The sequence below is a fragment of the Cellulomonas sp. P4_H12 genome (genome assembly GCF_056400905.1).
Window position 1 is genome coordinate 38975 of the sequence record NZ_JBFUKJ010000013.1, and the last position, 14820, is coordinate 53794.

Consider the following 14820-nt stretch of genomic DNA (forward strand, 5'->3'; position numbering starts at 1 on the left):
GCCGTCTCATCGTTCCAGCGCTTCTCCGTGGTCAGACGCGGTGGCGCTCGCGGAACTCCCCGAAGTGGACGCCGCGCCGGCGCGCGGACGCCGCGACCAGGCCGCCGAGCAGCAGCAGGAAGCCGACGGCGAGAACCGTCCCGGACGTGCCCGCGACGGTCACCTGCGTGACCGTGAGCCGCCAGCCCGACGACGTGAGGACGTTGAGCGTCTGCTCGCGCGCGACGGACGGCGCGTAGAGGTAGACGATCCCGGCGAGCGTCAGGACGGTGCCTGCGGTGATGGGCACCGCCGGCGTCCACAGCGCGAGCAGCAGCACACAGGCGAGCAGGAGGAGGCCGAGCGAGACCAGCACGATGCCGAGCACCTCGGTGGACGCGTCCCAGCCGTCCACCTGCGCCGCGAGGATGCGCGACTGGCCGAGCAGCAGCACACCGACACCGACCGGGCCGAGGATCAGGCCCACCAGGACGCCCAGGATGTGCGAGCCGACCGACGTCGAGCGCGGCGCGTTGGGGTCGGGGAACAGGCGGTCGTCCTCGCCCGCGACGGGCTGCGCCGCCGGCGGCGTCGAGGCGGGGGTCGCCGGGGTCTCGGTCGGCGTCGCGCCGTAGGCGGCGACGGGGACGACCGGCTCGACCGCCGGGGCGGGAGTGGTAGCCGGCGTGGGCTCGACGGCGACCGGCTCGGGCTCCGGCTCGTCGGGCGGCGTCGGAGCCGGGCGGACGACCGCGTGGCGGCCGGTGTCCGGCACCGGCTCGGCCTGGGTCGCGAGCGGCAGCGTGCCGGTGCTCGCCGGCGGCTCGACGGACTCGGCGTTGGCGTCGTCGAGCGGCTCGGCGTCCGGCGCGGGCTCGACGATCGGCGCGGTGCGCGTGTCGGGCTCGGTGGAGGCCGGCGGGTCGAGCGACTCCACGCCCGGGGCCACCTCGTGCGCGGGGGAGTCGTCGGACGCCGGGGTGGTCGGCTCGATCGAGCCGGTGGGCTCGTCGGCAGCCGGGGCCTTGTCGGGACCGCCGGGGCGGTTCGGGTCGGAGGTGCTCATGCGTGCTCCTCGGGCGCGGGTGCGGCGCCGGTCGACGCCGCTGTCCCGTCACCGTATTGCCAGCGGCTCCCGGTCGCCGGGCAGCGCGCCCGAGTCGGACACGTCGGACTCGCGCGGGCGGCTGCCGTACGCGTACGCGGCGCCCACCAGCAGGGCGCCGCCGACGAGGTTGCCAAGACCGACGAGCGCGATGTTCCTGGCCATCTCGGCGACCGTGGCCCCGGGCAGCCCGCCGTACAGCCCCAGCGAGAACGTCGTCATGTTGGCGACGACGTGCTCGAAGCCGGAGGTGATGAACACCATCACGCAGGCGAAGACGACGGCGATGCGGGCGCCCTCGCTGCGCAGCCGGGCCGCGCACCACACTGCCAGGCACACGAGGAGGTTGCAGAGGATCCCGCGGACCACCAGCTGGACCGACGTCTCGTGCGCCTTGTGCTCGACCATCGCCGCCAGGACCGAGCCCCCGGGCGTGCCCGGCGCCAGCACGCCGGAGACGTGGACGAGGAACGCGAAGAGCATCGCGCCGACCAGGTTGCCGACGAGGCAGGCGATCAGCGTCACGCCCGCGCGACCCCAGGCGATCACGCCGCGCAGGGCGCCCTGCGTGAGGATCATCATCGCGGAGGTCGCCAGCTCGGCGCCCGCGACCAGCACGACCGTGAGCGCGACGCCGAAGACGAGCCCCTGGACGAGCGGCGTGAACGGCGAGCCCGCGACGGCCAGCGGGCCGCCCGCCGTGGCCATGATGAGCACGCCGATGCCGATGTACGCGCCGGCCAGCATGGTGCGGACGAGGAACAGCCCGGGCGTCGCGCTCAGCTCGACCTTGTGGCGGGCGGCGGCCGCCTGGGCGTCGACGGTTTCGGGGATGCTCAGCACCCCGACATCGTCTCGTCCGGCCCACGCGCCGAGGCAGGTCCAAGGGCCCGGGAATCGCGAGCCGTCCGCGGCGGTTGCGAGCGCACGTGACCCTTCTCTTCTCGCCGCTCACCCTTCGGGGCACCACGTTCGCCAACCGGGCCTGGCTGGCCCCGATGTGCCAGTACTCGGCCGTCGACGGCAGCCCGAACGACTGGCACCTGGTGCACCTGGGCTCGCGGGCGTCGGGCGGGTTCGGCCTGCTCATCGCCGAGGCCACGGCCGTGGTCCCCGAGGGGCGCATCTCCCCGGAGGACACCGGGCTGTGGCACGACCTGCACGTCGCCGAGTGGCGCCGGATCACCGACTTCGTGCACGAGCGGGGTACGAAGATCGGCGTCCAGCTGGCGCACGCCGGCCGCAAGGCCTCGACGTACTCCCCGTTCTCCGGCGGGCACGGCTCGGTCCCGCTCGACCAGGGCGGCTGGGCCACCGTCGGCCCCTCCGCGACCGCCTTCCCCGGCTACGCCGAGCCCCGCGCCCTGACGATCGACGAGATCGCGGCGATCCCGAAGGCGTTCGCCGACGCCGCCCGTCGCGCCGACCACGCCGGCTTCGACGTGGTCGAGCTCCACGCCGCCCACGGCTACCTGCTGCACCAGTTCCTCTCGCCGCTGTCCAACGAGCGCGACGACGAGTACGGCGGCTCGCTCGAGAACCGCGCGCGGCTGCTGGTCGAGACCGCCGACGCCGTCCGCGCGGCGTGGCCCGACGACAAGCCGCTGTTCGTCCGGCTCTCCGCGACCGACTGGGTCGAGGGCGGGCTCACCGTCGACGAGGTGGCGCAGGTGGCCAAGGAGCTCGGCGGCCACGGCGTCGACCTGGTGGACGTCTCGACCGGCGGCAACGCGCCCGCGAGCATCCCCGTCGGGCCCGGCTACCAGGTGCCGGCCGCCCGCGAGGTCCGCGAGACGTCCGGCCTGCCGGTCGCCGCGGTCGGCCTGCTGACCGATCCTGCGCAGGCCGAGGCCGTCCTGGCCGACGGGTCCGCCGACGCCGTGCTGCTCGGGCGCGAGGGTCTGCGCGACCCGTTCTGGCCGCTGCGCGCGGCGCACGAGCTGGGCGACGCCGACGCGGCGACCTGGCAGCCGCAGTACACGCGCGCGACCTGGGCGTGAGCAGAGTGAGCGTCGAGTGGGACGAGCGGTACTCCGCGGCGGAGCGCGTCTGGAGCGGTGAGCCCAACGGCTCCCTCGTCACGGACGTCGCCGGCCTGACGCCCGGCCGCGTGCTCGACGTCGGCTGCGGCGAGGGTGGCGACGCGGTCTGGTTGGCCCGGCAGGGCTGGGCGGTGACGGCGCTCGACGTGTCGGGCGTCGCGCTCGCCCGCGCCGCCGCGCACGCGCGGGACGCCGGTGTCGAGGTCGACCTCGTGCACGCCGGTCTGCTCGAGGCGGACCTGCCGGCGGCCGCGTTCGACCTCGTGTCCGTGCAGTACCCGGCGCTGCTGCGCACCCCGGGTCGGGACGCCGAGCGCGCCCTGCTGGCCGCCGTCGCGCCGGGTGGCCTCCTCCTGGTGGTGCACCACGCCGACGTCGATCGCGAGGAGGCGCTGTCCCGCGGCTGGGACCCCGACGACTACGTCGGTCACCAGGACGTCGTCGACGCGCTCGGTGACGGCTGGAGGGTCGAGGTCGACGAGCGGCGCGGGCGAGCCGTGCCGACGAGCGGTCAGGCGCACCACCACGTCGACGAGGTGCTGCGGGCTCGCCGCCTGCCCTAGAGGGTGAGTGCCCGCGCGATCGGGACGCCCGGGCGGTAGGCCAGGTGGCGGTGGCTCGGGGCGTCGAGGACCGCGAGGTCGGCGCGTGCGCCGACGCGCAGGTGGCCGACGTCGTCGCGGCGCAGGGCGTGCGCGCCGCCGAGCGTGGCCGCGCGGACGGCGTCGGCAACGGTCATGCCCATCTCGCGGACCGCGAGCGCGATCATCAGAGGCATCGACGTCGAGAAGCACGTGCCCGGGTTGCAGTCGCTGGCCAGCGCGACCTCCACGCCCGCGTCGCGCAGGCGGCGGGCGTCGGGGTAGGGGGACCGGGTGGAGAACTCGACGCCGGGCAGCAGCGTCGCGACGGTGTCCCCGCCGGCCAGCGCCGCCACGTCGGCGTCGGACAGGTACGTGCAGTGGTCGACGCTCGCGGCGCCCAGCTCGACGGCGAGCTGCACCCCCGGGCCGTGGCCGAGCTGGTTGCCGTGCACGCGCAGTCCCAGGCCGGCGGCCGCCGCGGCCACGAGCACGTCGTGCGCCTCGTCGCCGTCGAAAGCGTGCGGGCTCGCCGGCTCGCAGAAGACGTCGGCCCACCGAGCGTGCGGCGCGCACGCCGCGAGCATCGGGCCGGTGACCAGGGCGACGTAGTCGGCGTGGTCGATGCCGGGTGGGACGACGTGGGCGCCGAGGAAGGTCGTCTCCGTCGTGACCTCGCCGGCCAGGCGGAGCAGGCGCTCCTCGGACTCGACGTCGAGGCCGTAGCCGCTCTTGATCTCGATGGTTGTCGTGCCCTGTGCGCGGGCCTCGGCGACGAGAGACTTCAGGCGGCCCCGCAACGACTCGTCCGTCGCCTCACGCGTCGCGGCGACCGTCGTCGCGATGCCGCCGCCGGTGTACGGGGTGCCGGCCATGCGGGCCTCGAACTCGGCGGACCGGTCGCCCGCGAAGACGAGGTGCGTGTGGGAGTCGACGAAGCCCGGGACCACAGCGGCGCCGCCCAGGTCGGTCCTGCTGTCGGCGGCCGGGGCGTCCGTCGCTGAGCCGACCCAGACGACGAGGCCGCCGTCGGCCACCAGGGCCGCGTCGAGCAGCGGGCCGTCGAACCGGTCGTCGTGGGTCACCAGCTCGCCGATGCCCGTGACCAGGTGCGACGTCATCGGGTCCCCTCCCAGGCGGCGCGGATCGCCGTGCCCAGCATCGCGCCGACGTCGCCCAGGACGTGCCGCCCGCCCTCGACACGCACGACGCCGCCGACCACCACCGTGTCGACGTCGGCGCTGCCTGCGACGAGGACGAGCTGCGCCGGGTCGGCGCCGGCCGTGCGCGGGGTGTCGGCGCGGACGGCCACGAGGTCCGCGCGCGCGCCGGGCTGCAGCCGGCCACCCGTCGGGTCGCCGAGGCTCGCGTGGCCGTCGGCCGTCAGCAGATCGACCAGCTGCGCGGGTGTGAAGACGCCGCGCGTCTCGGCGGCGAGGCGCTCGTGCAGCTCGACCGAGCGGGCCTCGGCGAGCAGGTCGGTGCGGACGTGCTGGTCGCTGCCGACGCACAGGCGTGCACCAGCGGCCCGCAACGACGATCCCGGCGCGAGCCCGTCGCCCAGGTCCTGCTCGGTGGAGGGGCACAGGCAGACGCCGGTCCTCGTGGACCCGAGGATCGCGATGTCCTCGGGCGTGAGGTGGACCGCGTGGATCGCGGTGGTGTCCGGCCCGAGAGCGCCGGCGTCCTCCAGGACCCTCGTCGGTGTCGCGCCGAAGGTGGCGAGCGACTGCGCGTTCTCCAGCCGCTGCTCGGAGAGGTGGACGTGCAGCGGGCGGCCCGTGGCGTGGGCGGCGATGGTCGGGAGGGCGTCGAGCGGGACGGCGCGGACCGAGTGGATCGCGGCGCCGACGGTGAGGGTGTCGTCGGGCCGGATCGCGGCGACCCGGGCGGCCCAGGCGTCGGCGTCGTGGTCGCCGAACCGTCGCTGGGCGCCCTCGAGCGGCGCGTCGATGCCACCCGTGAGGTAGGCGGTGTCGAGGAGCGTGATGCGCAGGCCGGCGTCGTGCGCGGCGGTCCGCAGGGCCTCCGCCATGACGTTCGGGTCGTCGTACGGCGACCCGCCGGGGGCGTGGTGCAGGTAGTGGAACTCGCCGACGGCGGTGACGCCGGCGAGCACCATCTCCGCGTAGGTGGCGCGCGCGAGGTCGAGGTAGGCGTCGGGGGTGAGCGTCGCGGCGAGCGCGTACATCCGCTCGCGCCAGGTCCAGAACGTGCCGCCGCCGTCGTGCGTCCGCCCGCGCAGCGCCCGGTGGAACGCGTGCGAGTGGGCGTTGGCGAAGCCGGGCAGGACGACGCCGGGGAGCCGGCGGTCGGTCGCCTCGCTCGCGACCCCCGTGGTCACAGCGGTGATGCGGCCGTCGGCCGTGGCGATGCGGACGTCCCCCGCGAGCCCGTCCGGGAGCCAGGCCTGCGCCGCCCAGTACGTCGTCACGACAGCAGCCGTTCCAGGGTCGTGGCGAGCGCGTCGATGCCCGCCAGGCAGTCGGCCTCGTCGGCGTCCTCCGCAGGCGCGTGGGAGATGCCCGACGGGTTGCGCACGAAGAGCATGGCCGTCGGGATGCCCGCCGCGGCGAGGATGCCGGCGTCGTGCCCGGCGCCGGTGCCCAGCCTGGGCGGGTTGTTGAGGGCGTCCGCGATCACGTCCGCGAGGTCCGCGTCGAGCGTGGTGACCGGGGTCCACGACTCCTCGGTGGGTTCATACGAACTCAGTGCCGTCAGCACCGCGCGGACCGCCGCCTCGTCCTCCGCGCGCACGTCCAGCCAGGCCGTGACCCGCGACGGGATCGCGTTGACGCCGTTGGGGTCGACGCGCAGCTTGCCGACGGTCGCGAGCGCGCCGGCCTCCTGCGCGGACTGCCGCACGTGCGCGATGAGGGCGGCGAGGTCGAGCATCGGGTCGCGGCGGTCGGCCAGCGGGGTGGTCCCGGCGTGGTTGGCCTGGCCGTGCAGGTCGACGCGCCAGCGGCCGTGCGGCCAGATCATCCGGCCGACGCCCACCGCGTCGCCGGTGTGCACGAGGCCGCGGCCCTGCTCGACGTGCAGCTCGATGAAGGACCCGATCCGGCGCAGCGTCTCGTCGTCGCGACCGAGCTCCGACGGGTCGCGCCCGGCCGTCGCGAGCGCCTCGGCCATCGTGATCCCGTCCGCGTCCCGCAGGCCCCGCGCGCGGTCGGCGTCGAGGACGCCGGTGATCAGCCGCGACCCGGCGCAGGCGACGCCGAAGCGCGCGCCCTCCTCGTCGACGAAGTTCGCGATGCTCAGCGGCCGCGCCGGGGCGAACCCGCGTGCCCGGAGCGCGTCCAGGGCCGCGAAGCCGCTCACGACTCCGAGCGGACCGTCGAACGCCCCGCCGCCGGGCACCGAATCCAGGTGGCTCCCGGTGACGACCCCCGGGGTCGCGTCGGGGTCACCCCACCACGCCCACTGGTTGCCTGCGCGGTCGCTGACCAGGTCGAGGCCGCGGGACTGGGCTTCGCCGGCGAACCACTCGCGCAGGGTCGAGTCCTCGCGGGTCCAGGCGAACCGGCGATAGCCCCCGTCGGCCGCGCGCCCGACCGGCGCCAGGTCGGCCCACGTGCTGGCGAACGTCACGCGCCACCCTCGCGCATCGGCACCCGCAGCCCGTGGGACGCGGCGACCTCGTCGGCCCGCGCGTACCCGGCGTCGACGTGCCGCAGCACGCCCATGCCCGGGTCGTTGGACAGCACGCGGGCGAGCTTGCGCGCGGCAAGGTCGGTGCCGTCTGCCACGGACACCTGCCCGGCGTGGATCGAGCGGCCCATSCCGACGCCGCCGCCGTGGTGGATCGACACCCACGTGGCCCCCGAGGACGCCGCGACCAGCGCGTTCAGCAGCGGCCAGTCGGCGATGGCGTCGGACCCGTCGGCCATSSCCTCGGTCTCGCGGTACGGSGACGCGACSGAGCCGGCGTCGAGGTGGTCGCGGCCGATGACGAGCGGCGCGCTCACCTCGCCGGAGGCCACGAGCTCGTTGAACCGCAGCCCGGCCCGGTCGCGCTCGCCGTGCCCGAGCCAGCAGATGCGCGCCGGCAGCCCCTGGAACGCGACCCGGTCCTGCGCGGCGCGGATCCAGCGGTGCAGGTGGTCGTTGTCGGGGAACAGGTCGAGCACGGCCTGGTCGGTGACGGCGATGTCCCGCGGGTCGCCCGACAGCGCGGCCCAGCGGAACGGGCCTTTGCCCTCCGCGAACAGCGGCCGGATGTACGCCGGCACGAAGCCGGGGAAGTCGAACGCCCGGTCGTAGCCGCCCTGCCGGGCCTCGTCGCGGATCGAGTTGCCGTAGTCGAACACCTCGGCCCCGGCGTCCATGAACCCGACCATCGCGCCGACGTGCCGGGCCATCGACGCGCGCGCCCGTTCCGTGAACTCCTCGGGCTTGGCTGCCGCGTAGGACGCCCAGTCCGCGACGTCGACGCCGACCGGCAGGTAGGACAACGGGTCGTGTGCGGAGGTCTGGTCGGTGACGACGTCGACCTCGACGCCGCGCTGCAGAAGCTCGGGCAGCACGGCTGCGCAGTTGCCGACGACGCCGACCGACAGTGCTCGCTTCTCTCTGCGCGCTGCGGTGACCAGCGCGATCGCCTCGTCGAGACTCGTCGCGACCCGGTCGAGGTAGCGCTCGCGGACCCGCCGGTGCAGCCGCTCGCCGTCGACGTCGACGATCAGGCACGCGCCGCCGTTGAGGGTCACCGCGAGCGGCTGCGCGCCGCCCATCCCGCCGCAGCCACCGGTCACGGTCAGCGTGCCGGCGAGCGTCCCACCGAACCGCTTGGCGGCCACCGCGGCGAGCGTCTCGTAGGTGCCCTGCAGGATCCCCTGCGTGCCGATGTAGATCCACGAGCCCGCGGTCATCTGCCCGTACATGGTCAGGCCGAGCTGCTCGAGCCGGCGGAACTCGGGCCAGGTCGCCCAGTCGCCGACGAGGTTCGAGTTGGCGAGGAGCACGCGCGGCGCCCACTCGTGCGTCTGCAGCACGCCGACCGGCTTGCCCGACTGGACCAGCAGCGTCTCGTCGTCGCCGAGCGTGGTCAGCGTCCGCACGATGGCGTCGTACGCGTCCCACGACCGCGCCGCCTTGCCGGTCCCGCCGTAGACCACCAGGTCGTCGGGCCGCTCGGCGACCTCGGGGTCCAGGTTGTTCATGAGCATCCGCAGCGGGGCCTCGGTCTGCCAGCTCCGGGCGGTCAGCGTGGTACCGCGCGGGGCGCGGACGGGGCGGGGGCCGGCGGTCATGTGCGTGCTCCTAGCTGGGAGGCGACGGCCCCTTCCCGCACGGCGTCCGCGGCGGTCTCGAGGTCGGGGGACAGGTACGTGTCGGGTCCGGGGCTGGGGATGCCGCGCGCGCGGAGCAGGTCGCGCACCGCGCCCGTGATCGGTGACGGCTGCAGCGGCGCATGCAGGTCCATCGCGCGAGCGGCGGTGAGGAGCTCGATGCCCAGCACGCGGGTCAGGGCGTCGATCGAGCGGCGCAGCTTGCGGGCGGCGTGCCAGCCCATCGAGACGTGGTCCTCCTGCATGGCCGACGACGGGATCGAGTCCACGCTGGCCGGGACCGCCAGCCGCTTGAGCTCCGAGACCAGCCCGGCCGCCGTGTACTGCGCGATCATCAGGCCCGAGTCGACGCCGGGGTCGTGCGCGAGGAACGCGGGCAGCCCGTTGTTGCGCGCGACGTCGAGGAACCGGTCGGTGCGGCGCTCGGACATGCTGGCGACGTCGGCGACCGCGATGGCCAGGAAGTCGAGCACGTAGCCGACCGGGGCGCCGTGAAAGTTGCCGTTCGACTCCACCCGACCGTCGTCGGTGATGACGGGGTTGTCGATCGCCGCCTGCAGCTCGCGCTTCGCGACGGTCCGCGCGTGCTCGACGGTGTCGCGGGCGGCGCCGTGCACCTGCGGCGCACACCGCAGCGAGTAGGCGTCCTGCACGCGGGTGCAGTCCGGGGTCTTGTGGCTCGCCATGATCCCGGAGCCGTGCAGCGCGGCGCGGATGTTCGCGGCCGAGGCAGCCTGGCCGGGGTGCGGGCGCAGGCCTTGCAGGTCCTCGGCGAAGACGGAGTCCGTGCCGAGCAGCGACTCGACGCTCATCGCCGCCGCGACGTCCGCGGTCGTCAGGAGGGTGTCCAGGTCGTGCAGCGCCAGCACGAGCATGCCGAGCATGCCGTCCGTGCCGTTGATGAGGGCGAGGCCCTCCTTCTCGGTGAGCGTCACGGCCGTCAGGCCCGCCTCCGCGGCCGGCATGAGGGTGCCGGCGGCGTCGCGGACCTCGCCCTCGCCCATGAGCGCCAGCGCGCAGTGCGCCAGCGGCGCGAGGTCGCCCGAGCAGCCGAGCGAGCCGTACTCGCGGACCACCGGGGTGATGCCGGCGTCGAGCATCGCGGCGTACGCGCTCGCGGTCTCCGGGCGGACGCCCGTGTGGCCGGTGGCCAGGGTGGAGAGGCGCAGCAGCATGAGCGCGCGGACGACCTCGCGCTCGACCTCGGGGCCCGTGCTCGCCGCGTGCGAGCGGACCAGGCTGCGCTGCAGGTCGCGGCGCTTGTCGGCGGGGATGGAGAGGGTGGCCAGGGCGCCGAAGCCGGTCGAGATGCCGTAGTGCGGCTGGGTGTCGCGGGCGAGGTCGTCGACGACGACGCGTCCGCGGGCGATCGCCGCCAGCGCGTCGTCGGACAGCCGGACGCCGGCGCCGTGCCGGGCGACCGCGACGATGTCGGCGACCGAGACCGGGCCCGTGCCGACGACGACGGTGTCGGTGGCCGTGCTGATGCTCATGGTTCATGACACCGCTCCGCGCGGTCCGTTCCCAGGGTCGCGGTCGGACTAGTGTCTGGTATCCCAGACGGTTGGAGGAGACCGATGAGCGACGTCCCCGCGGCCGACGCCACGCTGCGCCTCCTGCGGCACCTGTCCAGGACCGGTCCGCTGCCGGCCGCCGCGCTGGCGACCGCCCTCGACCTGCCGCGGTCGACCACCTATCACCTGCTCACCGTCCTGGCCGAGCACGGGTTCGTCGTCCACCTGCCCGAGGAACGCCGGTACGGGCTCGGCCTCGCCGCCTTCGAGCTGGGCTCGGCGTACTCCCGGCAGGCGCCCCTGGCACGCGCGGCCCGGCCGGTGCTCGCTCGGCTCGTCGACCAGGTGGGGGAGAGCGCCCACCTCGCCGTGCTGCACGGGCGGGACGTGCTCTACGTGGTCGAGGAGCGCGCCGCCGGGCGACCGGTGCTGGTCACGGACGTCGGCGTGCGGCTGCCCGCGCACCTCACGGCGAGCGGCCGGGCGATCCTCGCCGACCTGCCGTCCGCGCAGGTCAGGGCGCTGTTCCCGAGCCGCGACGCGTTCGTCGACCGGACCGGCGTGGGCCCCCGGCGGCTGCCCGAGCTGCGGACGGTGCTCACCGAGGTGCGCCGGGTCGGCTGGGCGCAGGAGCGCGGCGACGTGACGCCGGGGTTCGCCTCGGTCGCGGTCGCGGTCCGCGACCACACCGGGCACCCGATCGCGGGGCTCGCGGTCACGTACGCCGACGGCGACGTCCCCGACGGCGTGGTGCGCGCGACCCAGGCCGCCGCCGCCGCGCTCGCCCGGCGCGTCTAGATGTCATACGTCGCGTGCGCGGCCTTCGTCACCGCGGCGGCGACGACGGTCGTCACCTCGGGGTTGAACACGCTGGGCACGATGTACGTCGGGTTGAGCTCGTCGTCGGTGACCACGGACGCCAGCGCGTAGGCCGCGGCCAGCAGCATCCGGTCGGTGATCTGGTGCGACTGCGCGTCGAGCAGCCCGCGGAAGACGCCGGGGAACGCGAGCACGTTGTTGATCTGGTTCGCGAAGTCGGAGCGGCCGGTGCCGACGACGGCCGCGTACTGCGCCGCGTCGTCCGGGTCGACCTCGGGCCGGGGGTTGGCCAGCGCGAACACGATGGCGTCGGACGCCATCGTCGCGACGTCCTCGCCCGTGATGACGTCCGGCGCGGAGACCCCGATGAAGACGTCGGCGTCCCGCAGGGCGTCCGGGATCGAGCCGGTGATGCCGCGCGGGTTGGTCATGCTCGCCGTCCAGAACAGCGACTCGTCGAGACCCTCGCGGTCCGCCCGGATGACGCCCTCGATGTCCGCCACGACCACGTCCTTCGCGCCGGCCGTGAGCAGGAGACGCAGCACCGCCGTGCCGGCGGCGCCCGCACCCGAGAGCACGATCCGCACGGTGGCCAGGTCCTTCTTCACCACCTTGAGCGCGTTCGTCAGCGCGGCGACGACGACGATGGCGGTGCCGTGCTGGTCGTCGTGGAACACCGGGATGTCGAGCCGCTCGCGCAGCCGCCGCTCGATCTCGAAGCACCGCGGCGCCGCGATGTCCTCGAGGTTGATCCCCGCGAACACCGGCGCGATCGCGCAGATGGTCTCGACGATCTGGTCGACGTCCTGCGTGTCGAGCGCGATCGGGAAGGCGTCGATGTCCGCGAACCGCTTGAACAGGACCGCCTTGCCCTCCATCACCGGCAGGCTGGCCAGCGGGCCGATGTTGCCCAGGCCCAGCACCGCCGTGCCGTCCGTGACCACGGCGATCGTGTTGCGCTTGATGGTGAGCCGGCGCGCGTCCTCGGGGTGGGCCGCGATCGCCTCGCAGACGCGCGCGACGCCCGGCGTGTAGACCATCGACAGGTCGTCGCGGTTGCGCAGCGGCACCTTCGACTCGATCGACAGCTTGCCGCCGATGTGCATGAGGAACGTCCGGTCGCTGACGCGGTCGACGACCACGCCGTCCAGGACCTTGAGGGCCTCCACGATGTCGGCGGCGTGCTGCTCCCCCCGCGTCGCGCAGGTGACGTCGACGGTCATCTGCTCGTGGCCCGACGCCGTGACGTCGAGGGCGGTGACGATGCCGCCGGCCTTCTCGATCGCCGTGGTCAGCTCGCTGACGGCCGTCGGTCGGGCCTGCACCTCCAGCCGTGCCGTGATGGACGAGGAGACGCTCGGTGACACCATCTCGCCATTGTGGCCTCTCTCGTAGGGTGGGCGCGTGCCGGACCCCCTCGCCCCGCTGCTGGGTCTGCCCGGGGTCGCCGACGCCGTCGAACGCTCCCGCGTCGCGTGCGAGGAGCTGCGCTGGCACGAGGCCTACCGGCGGCGCTGGCCCGAGGTGCGGGCCGAGGCGGGCCTGCGCGCGACCCGGTCGTCCTGCGCGATCGACGGGGTGCGCGTGCCGCTGTCGCTCGTGCGGTCGCTCGCCACCGAGGGCGGCCACGCGCCGGTGGTCGTCGGCGCCCTGCGCGCGACCGCGCTGGTCGAGGGGCTGATGCCGGCCCTGGGGGCCCGCGGCGCGGCCGCGCTGCCACCCCTGCGCCAGCTGCTCGTGCGCCTGCACGTCGCGGCCGGCCGTGGATGGCTGGACGACGCCGACCTCGGGCTCCTGCGTCCAGTCGGGCCGCCGGAGGACCTCACCGGGCTCGGGCCCGCCCCCGTCGGCGACGAGCTCGCCGCGCGCGTCGACCTGCTCGACGAGACCCTGCGGGTCACGCGAGCGCCGGCGCTGGTCGTCGGTGCGGTGGTGCACGGCGAGCTGTTGGCGCTGCGGCCGTTCCGGGCCGGGAACGGGCTGGTCGCCCGCGCCGTCGCGCGCCTGGTGCTCACCAGCCGAGGCCTGGACCCGACCGGTTCGGTGGTCGCGGAGGCCGCCTGGGCCTCGGCGCTCAACCCGTACCTCGGCGCGGCCGCGGGCTTCGCGACGGGGTCGCCGTCCGGGGTCGCCGCGTGGCTGGCGTCGTCCGGGTCCGCCGTCGTGGAGGGTGCGCGCGAGGCACGGACCATCGCCGACGCGGTGCTCGCGGGGTCCTTGGGGTAACACCTCACAGACGAACGACGGCGCCCAGGGGGCGCCGTCGCCAACAGCCGACCGGAAGGTGATCAGGCGTGCACCGGTGTCGGTCGCGACGGGACCAGCCCGGTCGACCTGCCCATAGGTGGGCTCTCCTGCGCGTGGGTACCCTCGCGGTCATGCAGTTGTGATCTCTTCGTACTCCAGGTCCGCGACGAGCGGAACCCCCGGGAGCGACGGCGCAGGCCACCCGCCTGCGGGCGCCGGATGCTGGGACGTCCGTCCGTGATGCGGGACGGCGTCAGGCGCGGCGTCGCTGCCGCCGGACGAGGATCCAGGCGAGCACGAGCCCCGCGACGACGAGCGCGATGCCGCTCGCGGACGCGATCCGCGCGGTCTTCTTGAACGAGAAGAGGGCGACCGGGCGGACGAACGACAAGGTGCCCCAGCCGCGCTCGAGGGCGAGCCGCCGCAGGGCCTTGTCGGGGTTCACCGCGAACGCGTGGCCGACGGTGCCGAGCATCGGGGCATCCGTGATCGAGTCGGAGTAGGCGTAGCTGGCGTCGAGGTCGTAGCCCTCCGTCGCGGCGATCTCGCGGATGGCCGACGCCTTGTTCTCGCCGTACGCGTAGAAGTCGATGTCGCCCGTGTACCGCCCGTCGACCACGTTCATCCGGGTCGCGATCACGTGGTCCGCGCCGAGGATCGCGGCGATCGGCTCGACCACCTCGGCGCCCGACGCGGACACCACGACGACGTCCCGGCCCGCGGCGTGGTGCGCCTCGATCAGCGCCACCGCCTCGGCGTAGACCGTCGGGTCGATGGACTCGTGCAGGGTCTCCGCCACGATCGCGGACACCTGCGCGACGTCCCACCCGGCGACCATCCGCGACAGCTGGGCCCGCAGGCGCTCCGTCTGGTCCTCGTCGGCGCCGCCGAGCAGGTACAGCAGCTGCGCGTACGCGGTGCGCACCACGGATCGGCGCGTGAGGAGGCCCTCTGCCAGGAACGGGCGGGAGAAGGCGGTGGCCGACGAGGTCGCGATGATCGTCTTGTCGAGGTCGAAGAAGGCGGCCTCGCGCAGCGCCGGCTCGGCGTCGTCCTGCGTCGGGTGCTCGTCCATGCTGCTCCGGGGCCTCGGTCGTCGGGCGCGCGCGACACCGGGAGGTGACGTGCGGTTCGCCGCGAGCCTAGTGGCCGGCGCCGACACGTCCACGGTCCGTTCGGGACTGCGGCGATCGAGCCGTCCACAGCCCACGAGGCCTCCGGCGCCGTCCACCGGTTCGC

Annotated in this window: 13 protein-coding genes; 4 read left to right on the top strand and 9 right to left on the bottom strand. The window is 74.8% G+C overall.

The genetic code is table 11. From position 1 onward, the window contains the following. Positions 1–31: 31 nt before the first annotated feature. Entirely contained in the window at positions 32–1045 is a 1014-nt protein-coding gene (locus tag AC1DQC_RS08995) for a hypothetical protein (protein ID WP_477050890.1), read from the bottom strand. A 48-nt stretch (positions 1046–1093) separates the two neighbouring features. Next, complete coding sequence (locus tag AC1DQC_RS09000) at positions 1094–1927, bottom strand: formate/nitrite transporter family protein (RefSeq protein ID WP_477050891.1); 834 nt, start codon at positions 1925–1927, stop codon at positions 1094–1096. Between the two features lie 86 nt (positions 1928–2013). Here AC1DQC_RS09000 and AC1DQC_RS09005 point away from each other — a divergent pair, with 86 nt between their 5' ends. Next, positions 2014–3084 carry an NADH:flavin oxidoreductase/NADH oxidase gene (locus AC1DQC_RS09005; protein ID WP_477050892.1) on the top strand — a complete coding sequence of 357 codons (1071 nt, stop codon included), beginning with the start codon at positions 2014–2016 and terminating at the stop codon, positions 3082–3084. Continuing rightward, a complete protein-coding gene (locus AC1DQC_RS09010) occupies positions 3081–3689 on the top strand; it encodes a class I SAM-dependent methyltransferase (RefSeq protein ID WP_477050893.1) in 609 nt (202 codons plus the stop codon). The genes AC1DQC_RS09005 and AC1DQC_RS09010 overlap by 4 nt, the downstream gene beginning before the upstream one ends. On the opposite strand, the gene hutI is transcribed toward AC1DQC_RS09010, so the two are convergent. Genes hutI through hutH form a run of 5 tightly spaced genes read right to left on the bottom strand, consistent with a single transcriptional unit; the run spans position 3686 to position 10494 of the window. Then, positions 3686–4828: an imidazolonepropionase gene (gene hutI / locus AC1DQC_RS09015; RefSeq protein ID WP_477050894.1), complete on the bottom strand. Its 1143-nt coding sequence runs from the start codon at positions 4826–4828 to the stop codon at positions 3686–3688. The genes AC1DQC_RS09010 and hutI overlap by 4 nt on opposite strands. Next, positions 4825–6141 carry a formimidoylglutamate deiminase gene (locus tag AC1DQC_RS09020; RefSeq protein WP_477050895.1) on the bottom strand — a complete coding sequence of 439 codons (1317 nt, stop codon included), beginning with the start codon at positions 6139–6141 and terminating at the stop codon, positions 4825–4827. Before AC1DQC_RS09020 ends, hutI begins: the two co-directional genes overlap by 4 nt. Further along, positions 6138–7301, bottom strand: a complete 1164-nt coding sequence (locus AC1DQC_RS09025) for an allantoate amidohydrolase (protein ID WP_477050896.1) — start codon at positions 7299–7301, stop codon at positions 6138–6140. The genes AC1DQC_RS09020 and AC1DQC_RS09025 overlap by 4 nt, the downstream gene beginning before the upstream one ends. Next, the gene (hutU, locus tag AC1DQC_RS09030) at positions 7298–8962 is read right to left on the bottom strand and encodes a urocanate hydratase (RefSeq protein WP_477050897.1); all 1665 of its coding nucleotides are present in this window, start codon (positions 8960–8962) and stop codon (positions 7298–7300) included. Before hutU ends, AC1DQC_RS09025 begins: the two co-directional genes overlap by 4 nt. After that, complete coding sequence (gene hutH / locus AC1DQC_RS09035) at positions 8959–10494, bottom strand: histidine ammonia-lyase (RefSeq protein WP_477050898.1); 1536 nt, start codon at positions 10492–10494, stop codon at positions 8959–8961. Before hutH ends, hutU begins: the two co-directional genes overlap by 4 nt. Before the next feature lie 84 nt (positions 10495–10578). Between hutH and AC1DQC_RS09040 the strand changes: the two genes are divergently transcribed. After that, a complete protein-coding gene (locus AC1DQC_RS09040; RefSeq protein WP_477050899.1) occupies positions 10579–11313 on the top strand; it encodes an IclR family transcriptional regulator in 735 nt (244 codons plus the stop codon). Here AC1DQC_RS09040 and AC1DQC_RS09045 read toward each other — a convergent pair. Then, positions 11310–12704 (bottom strand): NAD-dependent malic enzyme, encoded by a 1395-nt coding sequence (locus AC1DQC_RS09045; RefSeq protein WP_477050900.1) that lies wholly within the window; start codon positions 12702–12704, stop codon positions 11310–11312. The genes AC1DQC_RS09040 and AC1DQC_RS09045 overlap by 4 nt on opposite strands. Positions 12705–12738: 34 nt before the next feature. Here AC1DQC_RS09045 and AC1DQC_RS09050 point away from each other — a divergent pair, with 34 nt between their 5' ends. After that, the gene (locus tag AC1DQC_RS09050) at positions 12739–13560 is read left to right on the top strand and encodes a Fic family protein (protein ID WP_477050901.1); all 822 of its coding nucleotides are present in this window, start codon (positions 12739–12741) and stop codon (positions 13558–13560) included. A 274-nt stretch (positions 13561–13834) separates the two neighbouring features. Here AC1DQC_RS09050 and AC1DQC_RS09055 read toward each other — a convergent pair whose 3' ends face one another. Beyond that, complete coding sequence (locus AC1DQC_RS09055; protein WP_477050902.1) at positions 13835–14656, bottom strand: HAD family hydrolase; 822 nt, start codon at positions 14654–14656, stop codon at positions 13835–13837. Between the last annotated feature and the right edge of the window lie 164 nt (positions 14657–14820).

Bases quoted from the DNA above. Each gene is read 5' to 3' on its own strand.
- AC1DQC_RS09040 (WP_477050899.1), top strand. From the start codon at position 10,579: ATGAGCGACGTCCCCGCGGCCGACGCCACGCTGCGCCTCCTGCGGCAC.
- AC1DQC_RS09045 (WP_477050900.1), bottom strand. From the start codon at position 12,704: ATGGTGTCACCGAGCGTCTCCTCGTCCATCACGGCACGGCTGGAGGTG.
- AC1DQC_RS09055 (WP_477050902.1), bottom strand. From the start codon at position 14,656: ATGGACGAGCACCCGACGCAGGACGACGCCGAGCCGGCGCTGCGCGAG.
- hutI (WP_477050894.1), bottom strand. From the start codon at position 4,828: ATGACGTCGCACCTGGTCACGGGCATCGGCGAGCTGGTGACCCACGAC.
- hutH (WP_477050898.1), bottom strand. From the start codon at position 10,494: ATGAGCATCAGCACGGCCACCGACACCGTCGTCGTCGGCACGGGCCCG.
- AC1DQC_RS08995 (WP_477050890.1), bottom strand. From the start codon at position 1,045: ATGAGCACCTCCGACCCGAACCGCCCCGGCGGTCCCGACAAGGCCCCG.